Raw genomic sequence first — 17,149 nt, forward strand, 5'->3', positions numbered from 1 at the left:
AAAGCTATTCCGCTTTGTTTTCTGCAAAGATTGCTTTCCGGTAACTGCCGGGCGCAGCGCCTGTCCAGCGCTTGAAGGCGCGCTGAAACGCCTCCGGCGACGAAAACCCCAGCAAGAACGCAATTTCCCCTAGCGCTATCTCGGTATCGCGGATGTAGGTCACCGCGAGCTCGCGGCGCATCTCGTCGATAATGCTTTGATAGTGGGTCCCCGCTTCCTGTTGCAGGCGTCGGCGCAGGGTCCAGGCGGGCAGCCCGAGTTCTGCCGCAACCTCTGCCAGCGTTGGCGGCTGGCCGTCGAGCTGCGGTGCAACCAGCGTCTCGACCCGCTCACGCAACCCCCGATGGCGGGTCAGCTCAGTCAGGCGCTGCTGGCATAGCTCGCGCAGATCGGCGTGGGTGGCAGCGGCGCTTTGCTCCAACGGTAGGTCGAGGCTGCGCGGCTCCCAGACAATCTGGTTGTGCGCCTGCTCGAAATGCACCGGGCAGCCGAATACCGCCTCGTAGCGCGCGGCATAGGGGGGCGCCGGAAACTCAATGTGCACCTCGCGCAGCTGCGCCCGCCCGCCGGTCAGGTCACGGCCAATCTGCGCTCGCGCCGCCAGCGCCGAGTCCACTACGAACAGGTTGAACATGTTGTACGGGCTGATCGAGTAGAAGCGCACGGCCGGTGGTTCGAAGCTCGAATGGCCACGGTAGTTCTGACTGCCCAGCAGCTCAAACTCGATCATGGTGCCGAACGCAGCGCGCAGGCTCGGGGCGCACTGCGCTGCCATGCCTGCCAGGCCGAGGTGGCTGATGCGACTGAACTGGCCCATCAGCAGGCCGATGGCTGGTTCGCGGGTATAGCGAATCGCTGCGTTACCGAGGCGCATGAACCGCGGGATGCTGATCCTGCCCTGGGGCTGGGCCAGCAGCTCGTCACTGATCTTGAAGCGGCTCAGCAGCGGCGCTGGATCGTGGCCGAGGCGCTGGACGACGTCGCGCAGGCTGAGCAGATATCCAACGGAGATGTCACCGAGTTTCATGGCAGAGGTATTCGCTGTGGAGGGCTCGGCGCCAGTGTAATTCAGGGTTATAAAAGTGTCACTTCGGGTTATTGAGTAAGTGCTGGGCTCGGCCTATTGTTGGCTCCATAACGAGGCGCCGGACAGGTATCCGTAGCGCCGATCCTGATGACGATGCCGGAGTATCCGATGAGCGAACAATCTCTGTATCCGCACCTGCTGGCCCCGCTGGACCTGGGCTTTACCACGCTGCGTAACCGTACCCTGATGGGCTCGATGCACACTGGCCTGGAAGAGCGCCCGAACGGCTTTAACCGCCAGGCTGCCTACTTTGCCGAACGCGCCCGCGGCGGTGTGGGTCTGATCGTGACCGGCGGCATCGGCCCGAATGACGAGGGCTGTGTTGCCCACGGTGCGGCCAAGATGACTACGCCGGAAGAAGCGGCCCAGCACAAGGTCATCACCGACGCGGTGCACGCCGAGGGTGGCAAGATCTGCATGCAGATTCTGCACGCCGGCCGCTATGCCTACAGCCCCAAGCAGGTGTCTGCCAGCGCGGTACAGGCGCCGATCAACCCGTTCACTCCCAAGGAGCTGGACGAGGAAGGCATCGAGAAGCAGATCGCTGACTTCGCCCGTTGTGCCTCGTTGGCCAAGGAAGCGGGTTACGACGGCGTGGAAGTCATGGGCTCGGAAGGCTACTTCATCAACCAGTTCCTGGTTGCCCACGTCAACAAGCGCACCGACCGCTGGGGCGGCAGCTACGAAAACCGCATGCGCCTGCCGGTGGAAATTGTCCGCCGCGTACGCGAAGCAGTTGGTCCCGAGTTCATCATCATCTATCGCCTGTCGATGCTAGATCTGGTCGAAGGCGGCAGCACCTGGGATGAGATTGTCATGCTGGCCAAGGCAATCGAGAAGGCCGGTGCGACCATCATCAACACCGGTATCGGCTGGCACGAAGCACGTATTCCGACCATCGCCACCAAGGTGCCGCGTGGGGCGTTCGCCAAGGTGACCGCCAAGCTCAAGGGCGAGGTATCGATCCCGCTGGTGACTACCAACCGCATCAATACCCCAGAGCTGGCCGATCAGCTGGTCGCCGAAGGCGCCGCCGACATGATCTCCATGGCCCGCCCGTTCCTCGCTGACCCGGAATTCGTCAACAAGGCCGCTGCCGGTCGTGCCGAAGAGATCAATACCTGTATCGGCTGCAACCAGGCCTGTCTGGATCACACCTTTGGTGGCAAGCTGACCAGCTGTCTGGTCAACCCGCGTGCCTGCCACGAGACCGAGCTGAACTTCATTCCGACCACTCAGGTGAAGAACATTGCGGTGGTGGGCGCTGGCCCGGCCGGTCTGGCCGCGGCAACCGTGGCCGCCGAGCGTGGTCATCAGGTCACCCTGTTTGATGCCGCCGACAAGATCGGTGGCCAGTTCAACATCGCCAAGCTGGTGCCGGGCAAGGAAGAGTTCTACGAGACCCTGCGTTACTTCGGCAAGCGCATCGAGAAGACCGGCGTCAAGCTGGAACTCAACCGCCGTGTTGATGCGAGCGATCTGACCGAGTTTGACGAGGTTATTCTCGCTACCGGTATCGTGCCGCGCACGCCGGAGATTCCGGGTATCGACCATCCGAAGGTTATTAGCTATCTGGATGCCATTCTGCAGCGCAAGCCGGTGGGTCAGAAGGTTGCCGTGATCGGTGCGGGTGGTATCGGCTTTGACGTCTCCGAGATGATCACCCATCAGGGCACCAGCCCAAGCCAGGACATCGACCTGTTCTGGAAAGAGTGGGGGATTGATCCGGAGCTGAAGGCGCGTGGGGGTATTGCGGGCATCAAGCCGCAGCCACATCCGCCGGCCCGTGAGGTTTACCTGCTGCAGCGCAAGAGCAGCAAGGTGGGTAATGGCCTGGGCAAGACCACTGGCTGGATTCACCGTGCCGGACTGAAGAGCAAGCAGGTGCAGATGCTGAACTCGGTCAACTACCTCAAGGTGGACGACGAAGGCCTGCACATCAGCATTGGCGAGAGCGGCGAGCCGAAGGTCCTGCCGGTCGACACCATCATCCTCTGCGCAGGCCAGGAGCCGCTGCGCGAGCTGCAGGATGGCCTGGTTGCTGCCGGCAAGACCGTTCATCTGATCGGCGGCGCCGACGTGGCAGCCGAGCTGGATGCCAAGCGTGCTATCGACCAGGGCTCGCGCCTGGCGGCCGCGCTCTGATCGGTCTGAGGTAATCCGCGCGCAGCGCCCGGCTCTCGGGCGCTGCCGTTTGCATCCGTTCTGCGACGGATGTCCGCTTTTCTCCCCTACTTGTGCATCAGCGGCCGATCGCTTGCCAAGTCGGTCACACACCTGAATGAACCTTTTGCCTACACTTGTTGCCAGAGAATGCGCGGGGTGCATTGGCCCCAAAAAAAGCGCAAAGTGTTGCTCGGGGCAAGGAGAAGGGTTCATGAATACGCCAACAAAGCCGCTGCTGACTGAGGCGGTCATGTTCTTTTCGGAGCGAGGTATCTCGAAGGAGATGCTGTATCCCGAGTTTGAGGCGCTGCTGGATGGTCTTGTGTCGGCACCCGAGTACGCCGACGAAACGGTGCAGGCGGTGTTTCTGCAGATCAACACGCGGCTACACGTGCGCTCTGCAGTGTTCTTCAATATCGATTTCGACCTCGATGGTTATGTTAACCGCCTGTGGAACCTGCCCCTGCGGCAGATCGCTGAGCGCGGTGACCGCGGCCCGGATATGGGCGGTGGACCGATTCGACTGGTCTGTCTCGGCTTCAACAAGCAACCGCAGTATCGCCCCATGCTCTGGAAGCCGGGTACCCGTGCGAACAGCAACGACCTGGCGCTGATCAAGGAAGCCGTGGCCCACAACGCGCTGGGGATTCTCGGCGACGACGAAGAAACCATTCGCTACATCGCTCCCGAGCGCCTGCACATGGCGGCGGAAGACACCTGGTACGGTGGCGGTCAGGTAAATGATGCTGACGACCTTATTCCGCTGACCAATACACCGCCACCGCCGCCGCCAGCGGCGGACGAGCAGCAACAGTTGCGTGATCGACACGCGCAGGAAGTCCGGGAGTTGCGCAAGCAGATCGAAGCGCTGGGCACCAGGCTCAAGGCGATGGTGCTGGAAAAGGAGCAGGCGCTGGTAGAACTCAAGGGGATCCACGCGGACCACCTGGAGATCGTTCAGGGTGAATTGCTGGATATCAAACAGGAGCTCGCCGAGCAGCAGCGGATCAACGCGGCGCTCAAGCGCGAACTGGGTAAATATCAGAACAAGACCGCCAGCGATCTGGAGTAGTGCTCTTTCCGTCTAGCCATTCGGCCAGACATCATCAACACATAACAGGCGTTCACTTGCCAGGGGAGCCTGTCCTGCCCGACAGAACATGACCGCGCGTTTGTTGCCTGCCTGATCACTCAGCGCGCGCATCTGGGCCGCGCTCAGAGCCTCCGCGTGGTTCGGCTCCGGTGGCATGAGCCACGCCTTGTGAGCCATCGCTAACCACTGTTGCTCCGCGTCGAGCGTCTTCAGTTCATGCCGGTGGCACCAGTTCAGCGTCGCTCCGGGCTGCTGCCCAGGCACCGGCGGCATCGGGTCGTGCAGGTGCTGGAAAAGCCCGCCCTGCAGCCATGCGGCGGAACAGTCGGGTAGTGGCAATGCGCGATGCGCCGTTGCCAGTTCGGCCAGTCGGTCCGCCAGTGGTAATTGATGTTCGCGCAGTCGCTTCAGCTTGTTGGCCAGGTTGTCGCGTGGGTCCACACCCCACCAGTTGGCCGGATCGCTGGTGGCGCTGTGAGCGGATTGCAACTCGGGTCTGGCCAGATAGAACTTGATTGCCAGTTCCAGATGGATGATGGCGTCGTCGGCGGCCTGCATGATCAGATCCAGCTCACCAAAGGTTTGCGCGCCGTCACGCAGCGCCAGATTGTGCGCCAGCACGCGGGTGTCGGGCGCCAGTTGCAGTAGCGCGTGCCAGAGTCGCTCGTAATAATTGCCGAGGCGCCGGTCCGATGACTCGCCGATCAACGCCGTCAGCGGTGCCGGCTCCTGGTCGAGGCGGCACAGGGCGTGCAGTAGTTGCTCGGGATCGTCGCGCCAGACACTGCCCTGCAGTGGGTCGCGAATCGGCAGCAGTTGGCTGTCGAGCAGGGCCGGACTGAGGGCAATCCAGGCCATATCGCGGATGCTGGCGTGTTGAAAGGCTGGCAGCATGAAGGCTCTCGTATTTGCCAGCCCAGGCTGGCTGCGGAATAATCTGCGCTCGGTTCCCGCTCAGTCTCGGGTATCTCATCGTCGAACGCAAAGGGGTGGTATGGATCAGTTCCGCAATATCGGTCTCATCGGACGCCTCGGCAGCGGGCGCGTGGTCGATACCCTCAAGCGCCTGAAGCGCTTTCTCCTTGATACCGGGCACACCGTGATTCTTGAGGACTCCGTCGCCGAGTTGCTGCCCGGCCACCAGCAGCAGGTTTGCTCGCGCAAGATGATGGGCGAGATCTGTGATCTGGTGATTGTGGTTGGTGGTGACGGCAGTCTGCTCGGCGCCGCCCGTGCGCTGTGCCGCTACAACATTCCGGTACTGGGTGTTAACCGTGGCGGCCTGGGCTTTCTCACTGACATCCCGCCGGATGAGCTGGAGCAAAAGGTCGGCGACGTGCTGGCGGGCAAATACATGGTTGAAACCCGCTTCCTGCTCGACGCGTTCGTGCGCCGCGGCGAGGAGCAACTGGGGACCAGTGAAGCCCTAAACGACGTGCTGCTGCATCCGGGCAAGTCGGCGCGGATGATCGAATTTGAGCTGTATGTGGACGGCCAGTTTGTCTACAGCCAGAAATCCGACGGTTTAATTGTCGCCACTCCGACCGGTTCTACCGCTTATGCGCTGTCCGCCGGTGGCCCGATCATGCATCCCAAGCTGGACGCGGTGGTGCTGGTGCCGATGTTTCCGCATACCTTGTCGAGCCGCCCAATTGTCGTCGACGGCAACAGCGAGCTGAAAATCATCATCTCCAAACAGAGCGGTATCTATCCGCAAGTCAGTTGCGACGGTCAGGTGCACATTTCCTGCGCGCCTGGCGACAGCATCACCATTCGCAAGAAACCACAGAAGCTGCGTCTGCTGCACCCGCTGGACCACAATTTCTACGCCATCTGTCGCAGCAAGCTCGGCTGGTCTAGCCGCCTGACGGATCAGTAGGCCGCTGATGGTCGAGAATCAGGGCTACGACATCATCGGCGACGTGCACGGTTGTGCGCATACGCTGGAACACCTGCTCGACCTCATGGGCTACCGCGTGCAGTCGGGCGTCTGGCGCCATCCGCAGCGCAAGGCACTGTTTCTCGGTGACATCATCGACCGTGGCCCGCGCATCCGTGAGGCCCTGCATATCGTGCATGGCATGGTCGAGGCAGGCGAGGCGCAGTGCATCATGGGTAACCATGAATTCAACGCGCTGTGCTGGGAAACCCGAGCTCCCGCGGGCAGTGGCCGAGAATATTTGCGCGAGCACAACGAGCGACATTTGCGCCTGATCGGCGACACTCTGGAGCAGTTTGCCCAGTGGCCGCAGGAGTGGCGTGAGTTTGTCGGCTGGTTCGGCCAAATGCCGCTGTTTCTCGATTTTGGTCTGTTTCGCATGGTGCATGCGTGCTGGGATGCGCGGCTGATTCAACCGCTGCGTGAGCAGTATCCCGATGGGCGAGTGGATCGCGAGTTTATCGAAGCTTCGGTTGAGCGGGGCAGCTTCGCCGCGCAGACCTTCGATCGCCTGTTGCGCGGCACCGATATGCGGCTGCCGCACGGCATGACCATGACAGGTAAAGACGGTTTTACCCGCGCCTTCTTCCGCACCAAGTTCTGGGAAGAGGCGCCGCTGACCTATGGCGATGTGGTGTTTCAGCCCGATGCGCTGCCCACCGAAATCGCCGCCAGGCCGCTCAGTGATGATCAGCGCGCCGAGCTGTTGATCTATGGCCCGGAACAGCCACTGCTGTTTGTGGGGCATTACTGGCAGCAGGGCCGGCCGCATCCGATTCGTCCGAACCTGGCCTGTCTGGATTACAGCGCAGTCAAATACGGCAAGCTGGTGGCCTACCGCTGGGACGGTGAGCGTCATCTGGACCGAGACCATTTTGTCTGGGTCGATGTACCCAAACTCGATTGAGGAATTCCATGCTTAAGGCGCTGACCTGCCAACTCGATGAAGATCTGTCACCGCTGGTGCGCTTTCTGCGTAGCCGTGGCGTAGTGCACCGGGTGGTGGAAGAGGGCGGCATGCAGGTGGTGTGGGTGGTTGATGAAGCTGCTGCTCAGATCGTTCGCGCAGTCTACGCACAGGGGCCGCAGGCACTGCCGGACGAGCCCGTAGCGGCGCGCCCACCCAGTCCGGCGGCACAGTTCTGGCGCCAGGCCCACCGCCTGATTCCGGTCACCCTTGCGGTGCTGGTGATCACCGCGGTGGTGGCGCTGCTGTCCGGGCTGGGCAGCGATGCGCGTGGCATCGTGATGTTTACCTTCACGCCGCTGGAGGCCTCCGGCTATCTGGCGGCGCAGCCAGACATGGCCCAGTGGTGGCGGCTGATTACGCCGATCTTTCTGCACTTTGGCGTAATGCATCTGGCGTTCAATGCACTCTGGTACTGGGAGCTGGGACGGCGTATCGAAATGCGCTCGGGTGGGCTCTGGCTGCTTGGGCTGACGCTGCTGATCGGCGTGGTGTCCAACACCGCCCAGTGGCTGTGGAGCGGCAGCAGCCTGTTTGGCGGGCTGTCCGGCGTGCTCTATGGGCTGCTTGGCTATTGCTGGGTTTACCAGAAGCTGGCCCCCAATGTGTTCTTCGATCTGCCACGTGGCGTGATTATCATGATGCTCGCGTGGCTGGTGCTGTGCATGACCGGGCTCATCACCTTGCTTGGCTTTGGTGCCATCGCCAATGCGGCGCACGTCAGCGGTTTCCTCGCCGGTTGCGCCATTGGTGCGGTCGCCGGAACGCTGCAGCGGCTGCGGTGAGCGAGTACAATAGTGGCTTTTCATCATTCCAGCGGGAGGCGCGATGACCACTTTCATCGATATGCTGCGCAACATCACCCCTGATATCTACCAGAGCCTCAAGCTGGCTGTGGAGATTGGCAAGTGGCCGGATGGCCGCAAGCTGACGCGTGAGCAGAAGGAACTGTGCCTGCAGGCGATGATCGCCTGGGAACAGGACAACCTGCCGGAAGAGGAGCGTACCGGTTACATGGGGCCGCAGGCCTGCAAATCGCAGCAGAAGGAAGTCCCCAACATTCTGTTTTCGACCGGCTCGGAGACCCTCCATTGAGTGTTCTGCAATTCGAGGGCAGTGTCAGCAAGATGATTGGTCGGCTCGACGTGGCCGACGCGCCGGTCGACTACAGCCTGCCTATTGGCGAGGAGCGGGTGCCGCTCAACGGTCTGCTGGGCAAGACCATCCGGCTTGAAGCGATGGGGCCGATTCATTGCGTGCACTGTGGTCGCAAGACCAAGAAGAGCTTTAGTCAGGGCTATTGCTACCCCTGTTTCACCAAGCTCGCGCAGTGCGACAGCTGCATCATGAGCCCGGAAAAATGCCATTACGACCAGGGCACCTGTCGTGAGCCGGCCTGGGGCGAGCAGTTCTGTATGACCGATCACATCGTCTATCTGGCCAACTCGTCGGGTCTCAAGGTCGGTATCACCCGGGCTACGCAGGTGCCAACCCGTTGGGTTGATCAGGGTGCCAGCCAAGCGCTGCCGATTCTGCGCGTTGCGACTCGCCAACAGTCCGGCCTGGTTGAAGACCTGCTGCGTCAGCAGGTGGCAGACAAGACCAACTGGCGTGCCTTGCTCAAGGGTGACCCCGAGCCGCTGGATCTCTGCGCCGAGCGCGATCGCTTGCTGGACCACGCCGAGGCGGGCATCGCCGAGCTGCAGGCTCGCTTCGGGTTGCAGGCGGTGCAGCTGCTGCCGCAGGCTGAACCACTGGAGATTCGCTATCCGGTTGAGCACTACGTTGCCAAACCGCAATCGGCCAACCTGGACAAGGAGCCGGTGCTCGAAGGCACCTTGCTCGGCATCAAGGGGCAGTATTTGCTGCTCGACACCGCGGTGATCAACATTCGCAAGTACACAGCCTATCAGCTGGCCTTCAGCGCCAGTTGAGCCATTACGGCAGGGCCGCCCTGCAGCAGGGCGGCCGAACATGATTCATCGGCCGGCTCGCCCCGGCTGCAGCGGAGCTCAGAGATGCGTACCGAACAACCGAAGACGATTTACCTCAAGGACTACAAGGCGCCGGACTACTGGATCGACGAGACCCAGCTGACCTTTGAGCTGTTTGAAGACCACGCGCTGGTGCACAGCCGGCTGGCCGTGCGCCTGAACACTGATCGCCATGCCGAAAATGCCTTGCCGCCGCTGGTGCTGGATGGTCAGCAGCTGGAGCTGCAGAAGGTGGTGCTGGAGGAGCAGGAGCTGGGCGAGGGCGCCTATCAGGTCGACAGCGACAGCCTGACCCTGCAGCCGGCCAGCGCCCGCTTCGAACTGGCCCTGACCACCCGTATCGAGCCGCAGAACAACACTGCGCTGGAAGGGCTGTACAAGTCCGGCAGCATGTTCTGCACCCAGTGCGAGGCCGAAGGCTTCCGCAAGATTACCTACTACCTTGATCGCCCGGACGTGATGAGCCGCTTCACCACCACGGTGATTGCCGAGCGCGAGCGCTATCCGGTGCTGTTGTCCAACGGCAACCCGATTGCCTCCGGCGAGCACGAAGGCGGTCGCCACTGGGTCAGCTGGGAAGATCCGTTCCCCAAGCCGGCCTACCTGTTTGCCCTAGTCGCTGGCGATCTGTGCCTGCTGCAGGACAGCTTCACCACCATGAGCGGTCGCACCATTGATCTGCGCATCTACGTCGAGCCGGAAAACCGCACCCAGTGCGACCACGCGATGGACAGCCTCAAGCGCTCCATGCGCTGGGACGAAGAGGTCTACGGCCGCGAGTACGATCTGGACATCTTCATGATCGTTGCGGTTAACGACTTCAACATGGGGGCGATGGAGAACAAGGGCCTCAATATCTTCAACTCCAGCTGCGTGCTCGCACAGCAGGATACCGCCACCGATATGGCGTTCCAGCGCGTTGAAGCCGTGGTGGCGCACGAGTACTTCCACAACTGGTCGGGCAACCGGGTGACCTGCCGTGACTGGTTCCAGCTGTCGCTGAAAGAAGGCTTCACCGTCTTCCGCGACTCGGAATTCTCTGCCGACATGAACTCGCGCACGGTCAAGCGCATCGAGGATGTCACCTTCCTGCGTGCCAACCAGTTTGCCGAAGACGCCGGCCCCATGGCGCACCCGGTACGTCCGGATTCCTTTATCGAGATCTCCAACTTCTACACCCTGACGGTGTACGAGAAGGGCGCTGAAGTCGTGCGCATGCTGCACACCCTGCTGGGCGAAGAAGGCTTCCGCAAGGGTACTGACCTGTACTTCGAGCGCCACGATGGTCAGGCAGTCACCTGCGACGACTTTATCAAGGCACTGGAAGACGCCAACGGCGCGGACTTCACCCAGTTCAAGCGCTGGTACAGCCAGGCCGGTACGCCGCGCCTGAATGTGCGCAGCGAATACGACGCGGCCAGTCGCGAATACCGCTTGCACTTTACTCAGGTGTGTCCGCCAACCCCGGGCCAGCCGGACAAGCTGCCGCAGGTGATTCCGGTGCGCATGGCCCTGCTGGATCGCGACGGCAATGAGCTGCCGTTGCAGCTCGATGGCAAGGCGTTGGGCACTGAAGCGGTGGTCTCGATCACCGAGGCTGAGCAGACGCTGGTGTTCGAGAATGTGCCCAGCTGCCCGCTACCGTCGCTGCTGCGTGGCTTCTCCGCACCGGTCAAGCTGAGCTACCCCTACAGCCGCGATGACCGGGTGTTCCTCGCCAAGCATGACCCCGACGGTTTCAACCGCTGGGAGGCGGCGCAAGGCCTGGCCGTGGATGTGCTGGAAGGGCTGGTAGAGATTCACCGCGCCGGTCGACCGTTGAATCTGGATCAGCGCCTGGTCGAGGTCATGCGCAGTGTGATTACCGACACGGAACTGGACGCCGCGATGGTGGCCGAAATCATTCGCCTGCCGTCCGAAGCCTATCTGATCGAGCTGGCCGAGGTGGCGGATGTGGATGCTATCCACTATGCCCGTGAGTGGCTGCGCCGGGCGCTGGCCGAGGCGCTGCGCGATGAGATGTCGGCGCGTTACCAGATTCTGTCTGCGGCGGGTGCAGGGGCCTTCAGCGCCAAGGCCGATGCCATGGCTGGCCGCAGCCTAAAGAACAGCCTGCTGGCCTATCTGATGCTGACCGGTGAGCAGCAGGTGGTTGGCTGGTGCGTGCGCCAGTTTGTTGAAGCCACCAATATGACCGACCGTCAGGCCGCGCTGGTTGCTCTGGTCAACTCGCCGTTCGAGCAACAACGTGAAGCGGCGCTGGCCGAATTCGCCGAGCGCTGGGCTGATTACCCGTTGGTGATGGACCAGTGGTTCAGCATTCAGGCCGCCGCGGCTCAGCCCGGTGCCTTGGATCGCGTATCCAAGTTGATGGAGCACCCGCTGTTCACCATGCGCAACCCGAACAAGGTGCGTGCGCTGATCGGTGCTTTTGCCAACCAGAATCTGGTCAATTTCCATGCAATGGACGGCAGTGGTTACGCCTTCCTGGCTGATCGCATCATCGAGCTGGATCGCAGCAACCCGCAGATTGCCTCGCGTTTGGTGACCCCGTTGAGCCGCTGGCGCAAGTTCGAAGGTCAGCGTCAGGAGCTGATGAAGGCGCAACTGGCCCGCATAATGGCAGAAAGCCCGCTATCGCCGGACGTCTACGAGGTGGTAAGTAAGTCGCTTGCCTGAGTCATCAGACCCGCGGCTGTCTGGGTCGCGGGTCTTGAAGTGAACGTCGATAAATGAGTTACTCGGCACACGCAAGGGCGAAATTTTAATAAAAAATTACCGAGAGGTATTTGTGCCGCGCCTTGCGGGCCTCTAATATGCGTTGTCCGCTGAAGGGATAACTTTTCCGGAGTGCGCCTGCGTGGGGTGTGAGCCGGATTTAATAATAAACGTGTTCCCGTAGCGGAGCAGATGCACTAATACAAAAATAAAGAGGGGTGGTGTATGCGTAAGCCTAGCAATTGGCGCGCTCCATTCGTGGCCCGAACAGACCGCAACGGGTCGGGCGAACATCTTAAGAAAGGTTTCTCCGTCAGTGCTGTTGCTCAAGCCGTGATGCTGTCCGGCCTGTTTGCACTCGGCGCCGTGCCCGCTCAGGCAGCCGATGTTGCGGAGAGCGTACAACCTGCAATCAAGTCGGACCTGGCCGCTCATACCCTGCTGGTCGACGCTGCTGTTGCTGGTGATCGCCTAGTTGCTGTTGGCAGCCGTGGCCATATCGTTTATTCCGATGATCAAGGCAAATCCTGGATTCAGGCTAACGTTCCTGTACGCCAGTTGCTGACCTCCGTTTATTTCGCCGACGACAAGAACGGTTGGGCAGTAGGGCACGACTCCCTGATCCTGCACACCAGCGATGCGGGCGCCAACTGGGAGATGCAATACCGCGATCCCGAACTGGAACAGCCGGTTGATCCGGATGGCCCGAGCCTTCTGGAGCGTCCGCTGATGGACGTCTGGTTCAAAAATGCCAAGACCGGCTTTGCGGTCGGCGCTTACGGCACCTTCCTGCGCACTGACGATGGTGGCAAGACCTGGGACGATCGCTCGTTCGATATCGATAACCCCGATGGCTTCCACTACAACGCAATCACCGCGGTGAAGGGTGCAGGCCTGATGCTCGCCGGCGAGATGGGTACTCTGTATCGCTCCCCCGACTTCGGTGACACCTGGGAAACGCTGACCGACCTGCCCTATGACGGCTCCTGGTTCGGTGCCTCCGGCACCAACGAAGAGAACGTCGTCCTGGTCTGGGGCCTGCGTGGCAACATGTTCCGTTCCGTCGATTTCGGCACCACCTGGGAACAGGTTGAGCTGCTGACCCCGAACAACGGCCCGCTGGAAGCGACCCTGCTCGGTGGCGGCCTGTCTGGCGATGGCAAAGTTGTTGTCGTGGGTGCTGGTGGCGTTGTCCTGAGCAGCAACGATGGCGGTAACAGCTTTGATGTCATGACCCGTCCTGATCGCATCGCTCTGGCCTCGGCCAAGGCGCTCGCAGACGGTGAACTGCTGCTGGTCGGTCAACATGGTGTCGCCACCATGCCGGCAAGTGCTCTGAACGCTCACTGATAATAATTACAAGCCAGGAGAATCTGGATGTCTTTTGACCAGAGTAACGCACCATTCATGGAGCGGTTGGTATTCAATAACCGCCTTGCTGTGGTGATTCTTTTCTCGCTCGTTTCCCTGTTTCTGGGGTATCAGGCGCTGCAGGTGCGACCCGACACCAGCTTTGCCAAGATGATTCCGCTCGAACATCCCTATATCGTCAACATGATCGAGCACCAGAACGATCTGGCCAACCTCGGTAACTCGATCCGCATTGCGGTTGCGATCGAAGAGGGCGATATTTTCTCCACGGAGTACATGGAGACGCTCAAGCAGATCAACGACGAAGTCTTCTTCCTGCCCGGCGTAGACCGTTCGAACCTGCGTTCGCTGTGGACGCCGAACGTACGCTGGACCGAAGTGACCGAGTACGGCTTTGACGGTGGCCCGGTAACCAATCATCCGTCCTACACCAATCAGGAAGACCTGGAAGAGCTGCGCGCCAACGTCCTGAAGTCCGGTGAAATCGGTCGTCTGGTTGCCAACAACTTCAAGTCGAGCATCATCGAGGTGCCGCTGCAGGAGTTCTATCCGAATCCGGACAACCAGAGCGAGCTGCTGCGCCTTGACTACAAGCAGTTCTCGCACCTGCTGGAAGAAAAGATCCGCGATCGCTTTCAGGCCGAAAACCCGAATATCAAGATCCACATCGTTGGCTTCGCCAAGAAAGTCGGTGACCTGATTGACGGTCTGATGGGCGTGGTTGGCTTCTTCGGTATTGCCTTCGTCATCACCTTCGTTCTGCTCTACATGTTCACCTGGTGTATCCGCAGTACCGTCTCGGTACTGGTGACCACCGTTATTGCGGTGATCTGGCAGCTGGGTTTGATCAATCTGGTCGGCTTTGGTCTGGACCCGTACTCGATGCTGGTGCCGTTCCTGATCTTCGCCATCGGCATTTCCCACGGGGTGCAGAAGATCAACGGTATTGCCCTGCAGTCGGGTGGGGCAGATAACGCGCTGGTGGCGGCACGTCTGACTTTCCGTCAGCTGTTCCTGCCGGGCATGATCGCGATTCTGGCTGACGCGGTAGGCTTTATTACCCTGCTGGTCATCAAGATTGACGTGATCCACGAACTGGCAATCGGTGCTTCCATCGGTGTAGCGGTAATCGTGTTCACCAACCTGATCATGCTGCCGGTCACCATTTCGTATCTGGGTATCAGCAAGAAGGCGGTTGAGCGCTCCAAGCGCGATGCGGTTCGCGAGCATCCGTTCTGGCGCTTCCTGTCCAACGTTGCGCACCCGAATGTAGCGCCGTGGATGGTCATCGTTGCCCTGGTTGCTGGTGCCAGCTGCTTTGTCTACCAGAAGAACAACATCAAGGTCGGTGACCTCGATGCTGGTGCGCCGGAGCTGCGTCCTGATTCGCGCTACAACAAGGACAACGACTTCATCATCCAGAACTACACCACCAGCTCCGACATCCTGGTCGTGATGGTCGCTACTCCGCCGGAGAAGTGCTCTGCCTACGAAACCATGGATGCGATCGATCAGCTGCAGTGGAAGATGCAGAACCTGGAAGGTGTGCAATCGGCTGTGTCTCTGGTGACCGTTGCAAAGCAGGTGATCATGGGCTCCAACGAGGGCAACCTGAAGTGGCAGGGTCTGTCGCGTAACCAGGATGTTCTGAACAACGCCATCAGCCGTGCGCCGTCTGGCATGTTCAACTCGGCGTGCTCGCTGGCGCCGGTCATGGTCTTCCTCGATGACCACAAGGCTGACACCCTCAAGCGTGCTACCGCTGCCGTCGAAGAGTTTGCGGCCGAGTACAACACCGATGACATGGTGTTCAAGCTGGCTGCCGGTAACGCCGGTATCGAAGCTGCGACCAACGAGATCATCTCCAGCTCCGAGCTGCTGATCCTGGTGTTGGTGTACATCTGGGTAGGTGTGATGTGTATGATCACCTTCCGCTCGCTGCCCGCAACCATCTGTATCGTTCTGCCGCTGATCCTGACCTCGGTGCTGGGTAACGCACTGATGGCCTTCCTCGGCATCGGTATGAAGGTGGCAACGCTGCCGGTAATCGCTCTGGGCGTGGGTATCGGTGTTGACTACGGTATCTACATCTACAGCCGTCTGGAGAGTTTCCTGCGTCAGGGCATGCCGCTGCAGGAAGCCTACTACGAGACCCTGCGCTCCACCGGTAAGGCGGTACTGTTCACCGGTCTGTGTCTGGCAATCGGTGTAGCGACCTGGATCTTCTCTGCGATCAAGTTCCAGGCCGACATGGGTCTGATGCTGACCTTCATGTTCCTGGTCAACATGATCGGCGCGATGCTGCTGCTGCCGGCACTGGCTCGCTTCCTGATCAATCCAGAGAAAGTGCGTAACTCCCGCGGTAGTAAGCTGTCTCACTGATAGCGCGCTGCAGCACAAAAAAAACCCGCCATTTGGCGGGTTTTTTTGTGCCCGCTCGCGGTGCGCCTTGGCGGGGAAGGGCCCTAGTGTTTCCCGGTTGGCGCTTCTGCGGTTATCGTGGAGACTGAGTTTGTGTCGAAATATTGCTGCGAAAATGCAGGGTTCTGCATTGATAACGTGATTAACAAAAGATAACCGTGAGCCGTTGGCGCGGCCTTGTCGCGCTCGTTACCATGGGCAGTCCCGTTTTAAAGCGGAAAGATGGATAACAATAAGGGGGAATGGTGTATGCGCGAGCCCACTCGTTGGCGCACTCAAACGACTCAACTGGCCTGTGCCATCGGCCAGCGGGCGCAGTTCCGCAAGCAATCCTTTGCTACTCGCGTACTCAAGGCTGCTGGCCTTGGCGCGGCGCTGATGACCGCTTCAATCACACCCGCACTGGCAGCTGATACCGTTGCCGAAGCACCAAAGCCGGCGATCATGTCTGAGCTGGCCAGTCACTCGCTGCTGCTCGACGTCGCTGCTGCAGGCGACCGCCTGGTTGCTGTTGGCAGCCGTGGCCACATCGTTTACTCGGATGATCAGGGTGCCAGCTGGACCCAGGCTCAATCTCCCGTACGCCAACTGCTGACCGCAGTGTATTTTGCTGACGCCAGCAACGGCTGGGCGGTTGGCCATGATGGCGTGATTCTGCATTCCAGTGACGCCGGCGCAAGCTGGGAACTCCAGTACCGTGATCCGGCGCTGGATGAAGCGGCTGATCCTGATGGCCCGGGTCTGCTTGAGCGCCCCCTGATGGATCTGTGGTTCCGTGATACCAACACCGGCTTCGCCTTTGGCGCCTACGGCACCTATCTGCGCACCGACGATGGCGGCGAAACCTGGGAAGACCTGTCTTTCGATATCGACAACCCGGATGGCTTCCACTACAACGCCGTGACCGCGGTTGAAGGCACTGGTCTGTTCCTCGTCGGCGAGATGGGCACCATGTATCGCTCGCCCGACTTTGGCGACACCTGGGAAACCCTGCAGACCTCTCCCTACGACGGTACCTGGTTTGGTACTGCCGGCACTGGCATCGACGGCCAGGTCGTGGTCTGGGGCCTGCGCGGCAACATGTTCCGCTCCACCGATTTTGGTGACAGCTGGGAGCAGGTTGAACTGCACACACCGAACAATGGCCCGCTGGAAGCGACGCTGTTGGGCGGCAACCTGTCGGCTGATGGTTCGATCGCCGTCGTGGGTGCTGGTGGGGTAGTGGTGACCAGCACTGATAACGGTTCAAATTTTGAAGTCGCAGTGCGCCCTGACCGCGTTGCCTTGGCAACGGCCAAGCGTTTGCCAGACGGCGAACTGGTGCTGGTCGGCCAGCATGGCGTGGTCAAGGCGGCAGCCAACGGCCTGCCCGAAAACCAATAACAAACAGCTG

The 17,149-nt window shown here is 60.7% G+C and carries 13 protein-coding genes; 11 read left to right on the forward strand and 2 right to left on the reverse strand.

What is annotated here, in order from left to right; all coding sequences use genetic code 11:
• Positions 1-4 precede the first annotated feature (4 nt).
• Complete coding sequence (locus AAFM31_RS01830; RefSeq protein WP_341706189.1) at positions 5-1,027, reverse strand: AraC family transcriptional regulator; 1,023 nt, start codon at positions 1,025-1,027, stop codon at positions 5-7.
• Between the two features lie 168 nt (positions 1,028-1,195).
• Here AAFM31_RS01830 and AAFM31_RS01835 point away from each other — a divergent pair, with 168 nt between their 5' ends.
• Both AAFM31_RS01835 and AAFM31_RS01840 read left to right on the forward strand, forming a co-directional pair.
• Positions 1,196-3,232 (forward strand): NADPH-dependent 2,4-dienoyl-CoA reductase, encoded by a 2,037-nt coding sequence (locus tag AAFM31_RS01835; RefSeq protein ID WP_341706190.1) that lies wholly within the window; start codon positions 1,196-1,198, stop codon positions 3,230-3,232.
• A gap of 232 nt (positions 3,233-3,464) precedes the next feature.
• Positions 3,465-4,325: a hypothetical protein gene (locus AAFM31_RS01840; protein WP_341706191.1), complete on the forward strand. Its 861-nt coding sequence runs from the start codon at positions 3,465-3,467 to the stop codon at positions 4,323-4,325.
• Positions 4,326-4,337: 12 nt separating this feature from the next.
• On the opposite strand, the gene AAFM31_RS01845 is transcribed toward AAFM31_RS01840, so the two are convergent.
• Positions 4,338-5,240, reverse strand: a complete 903-nt coding sequence (locus AAFM31_RS01845) for a DUF1853 family protein (protein ID WP_341706192.1) — start codon at positions 5,238-5,240, stop codon at positions 4,338-4,340.
• A 100-nt stretch (positions 5,241-5,340) separates the two neighbouring features.
• On the opposite strand from AAFM31_RS01845, the gene AAFM31_RS01850 reads away from it, so the two are divergent.
• The 9 genes from AAFM31_RS01850 (at position 5,341) to AAFM31_RS01890 (ending at position 17,139) form a co-directional block, all read left to right on the forward strand.
• Entirely contained in the window at positions 5,341-6,225 is an 885-nt protein-coding gene (locus AAFM31_RS01850; RefSeq protein ID WP_341706193.1) for an NAD(+) kinase, read from the forward strand.
• Between the two features lie 7 nt (positions 6,226-6,232).
• The gene (locus tag AAFM31_RS01855; protein ID WP_341706194.1) at positions 6,233-7,192 is read left to right on the forward strand and encodes a metallophosphoesterase; all 960 of its coding nucleotides are present in this window, start codon (positions 6,233-6,235) and stop codon (positions 7,190-7,192) included.
• Between the two features lie 8 nt (positions 7,193-7,200).
• Positions 7,201-8,037, forward strand: coding sequence for a rhomboid family intramembrane serine protease (locus AAFM31_RS01860; protein WP_341706195.1), 837 nt, complete (start codon positions 7,201-7,203; stop codon positions 8,035-8,037).
• 43 nt (positions 8,038-8,080) lie between these two features.
• Positions 8,081-8,347: a DUF1315 family protein gene (locus AAFM31_RS01865; RefSeq protein WP_341706196.1), complete on the forward strand. Its 267-nt coding sequence runs from the start codon at positions 8,081-8,083 to the stop codon at positions 8,345-8,347.
• Positions 8,348-8,379: 32 nt separating this feature from the next.
• Positions 8,380-9,186 (forward strand): DUF2797 domain-containing protein, encoded by an 807-nt coding sequence (locus AAFM31_RS01870; RefSeq protein WP_341706395.1) that lies wholly within the window; start codon positions 8,380-8,382, stop codon positions 9,184-9,186.
• 84 nt (positions 9,187-9,270) lie between these two features.
• Positions 9,271-11,925, forward strand: a complete 2,655-nt coding sequence (gene pepN, locus AAFM31_RS01875) for an aminopeptidase N (RefSeq protein WP_341706197.1) — start codon at positions 9,271-9,273, stop codon at positions 11,923-11,925.
• 264 nt (positions 11,926-12,189) lie between these two features.
• Entirely contained in the window at positions 12,190-13,314 is a 1,125-nt protein-coding gene (locus tag AAFM31_RS01880; protein ID WP_341706198.1) for a YCF48-related protein, read from the forward strand.
• Between the two features lie 27 nt (positions 13,315-13,341).
• Positions 13,342-15,717, forward strand: coding sequence for an MMPL family transporter (locus AAFM31_RS01885; protein WP_341706199.1), 2,376 nt, complete (start codon positions 13,342-13,344; stop codon positions 15,715-15,717).
• A gap of 288 nt (positions 15,718-16,005) precedes the next feature.
• Entirely contained in the window at positions 16,006-17,139 is a 1,134-nt protein-coding gene (locus AAFM31_RS01890; RefSeq protein ID WP_341706200.1) for a YCF48-related protein, read from the forward strand.
• The last annotated feature ends 10 nt before the right edge of the window (positions 17,140-17,149 follow it).

Source organism: Halopseudomonas sp. (assembly GCF_038130085.1).
Taxonomy (GTDB): domain Bacteria; phylum Pseudomonadota; class Gammaproteobacteria; order Pseudomonadales; family Pseudomonadaceae; genus Halopseudomonas.

Excerpts from the sequence above, each read along its gene's own strand:
- AAFM31_RS01880 (WP_341706198.1), top strand. The coding sequence starts at position 12,190 with ATGCGTAAGCCTAGCAATTGGCGCGCTCCATTCGTGGCCCGAACAGAC.
- AAFM31_RS01850 (WP_341706193.1), top strand. The coding sequence starts at position 5,341 with ATGGATCAGTTCCGCAATATCGGTCTCATCGGACGCCTCGGCAGCGGG.
- AAFM31_RS01835 (WP_341706190.1), top strand. The coding sequence starts at position 1,196 with ATGAGCGAACAATCTCTGTATCCGCACCTGCTGGCCCCGCTGGACCTG.
- AAFM31_RS01830 (WP_341706189.1), bottom strand. The coding sequence starts at position 1,027 with ATGAAACTCGGTGACATCTCCGTTGGATATCTGCTCAGCCTGCGCGAC.
- AAFM31_RS01845 (WP_341706192.1), bottom strand. The coding sequence starts at position 5,240 with ATGCTGCCAGCCTTTCAACACGCCAGCATCCGCGATATGGCCTGGATT.
- AAFM31_RS01865 (WP_341706196.1), top strand. The coding sequence starts at position 8,081 with ATGACCACTTTCATCGATATGCTGCGCAACATCACCCCTGATATCTAC.
- AAFM31_RS01840 (WP_341706191.1), top strand. The coding sequence starts at position 3,465 with ATGAATACGCCAACAAAGCCGCTGCTGACTGAGGCGGTCATGTTCTTT.
- AAFM31_RS01870 (WP_341706395.1), top strand. The coding sequence starts at position 8,380 with ATGATTGGTCGGCTCGACGTGGCCGACGCGCCGGTCGACTACAGCCTG.
- AAFM31_RS01860 (WP_341706195.1), top strand. The coding sequence starts at position 7,201 with ATGCTTAAGGCGCTGACCTGCCAACTCGATGAAGATCTGTCACCGCTG.
- pepN (WP_341706197.1), top strand. The coding sequence starts at position 9,271 with ATGCGTACCGAACAACCGAAGACGATTTACCTCAAGGACTACAAGGCG.
- AAFM31_RS01885 (WP_341706199.1), top strand. The coding sequence starts at position 13,342 with ATGTCTTTTGACCAGAGTAACGCACCATTCATGGAGCGGTTGGTATTC.
- AAFM31_RS01855 (WP_341706194.1), top strand. The coding sequence starts at position 6,233 with ATGGTCGAGAATCAGGGCTACGACATCATCGGCGACGTGCACGGTTGT.
- AAFM31_RS01890 (WP_341706200.1), top strand. The coding sequence starts at position 16,006 with ATGCGCGAGCCCACTCGTTGGCGCACTCAAACGACTCAACTGGCCTGT.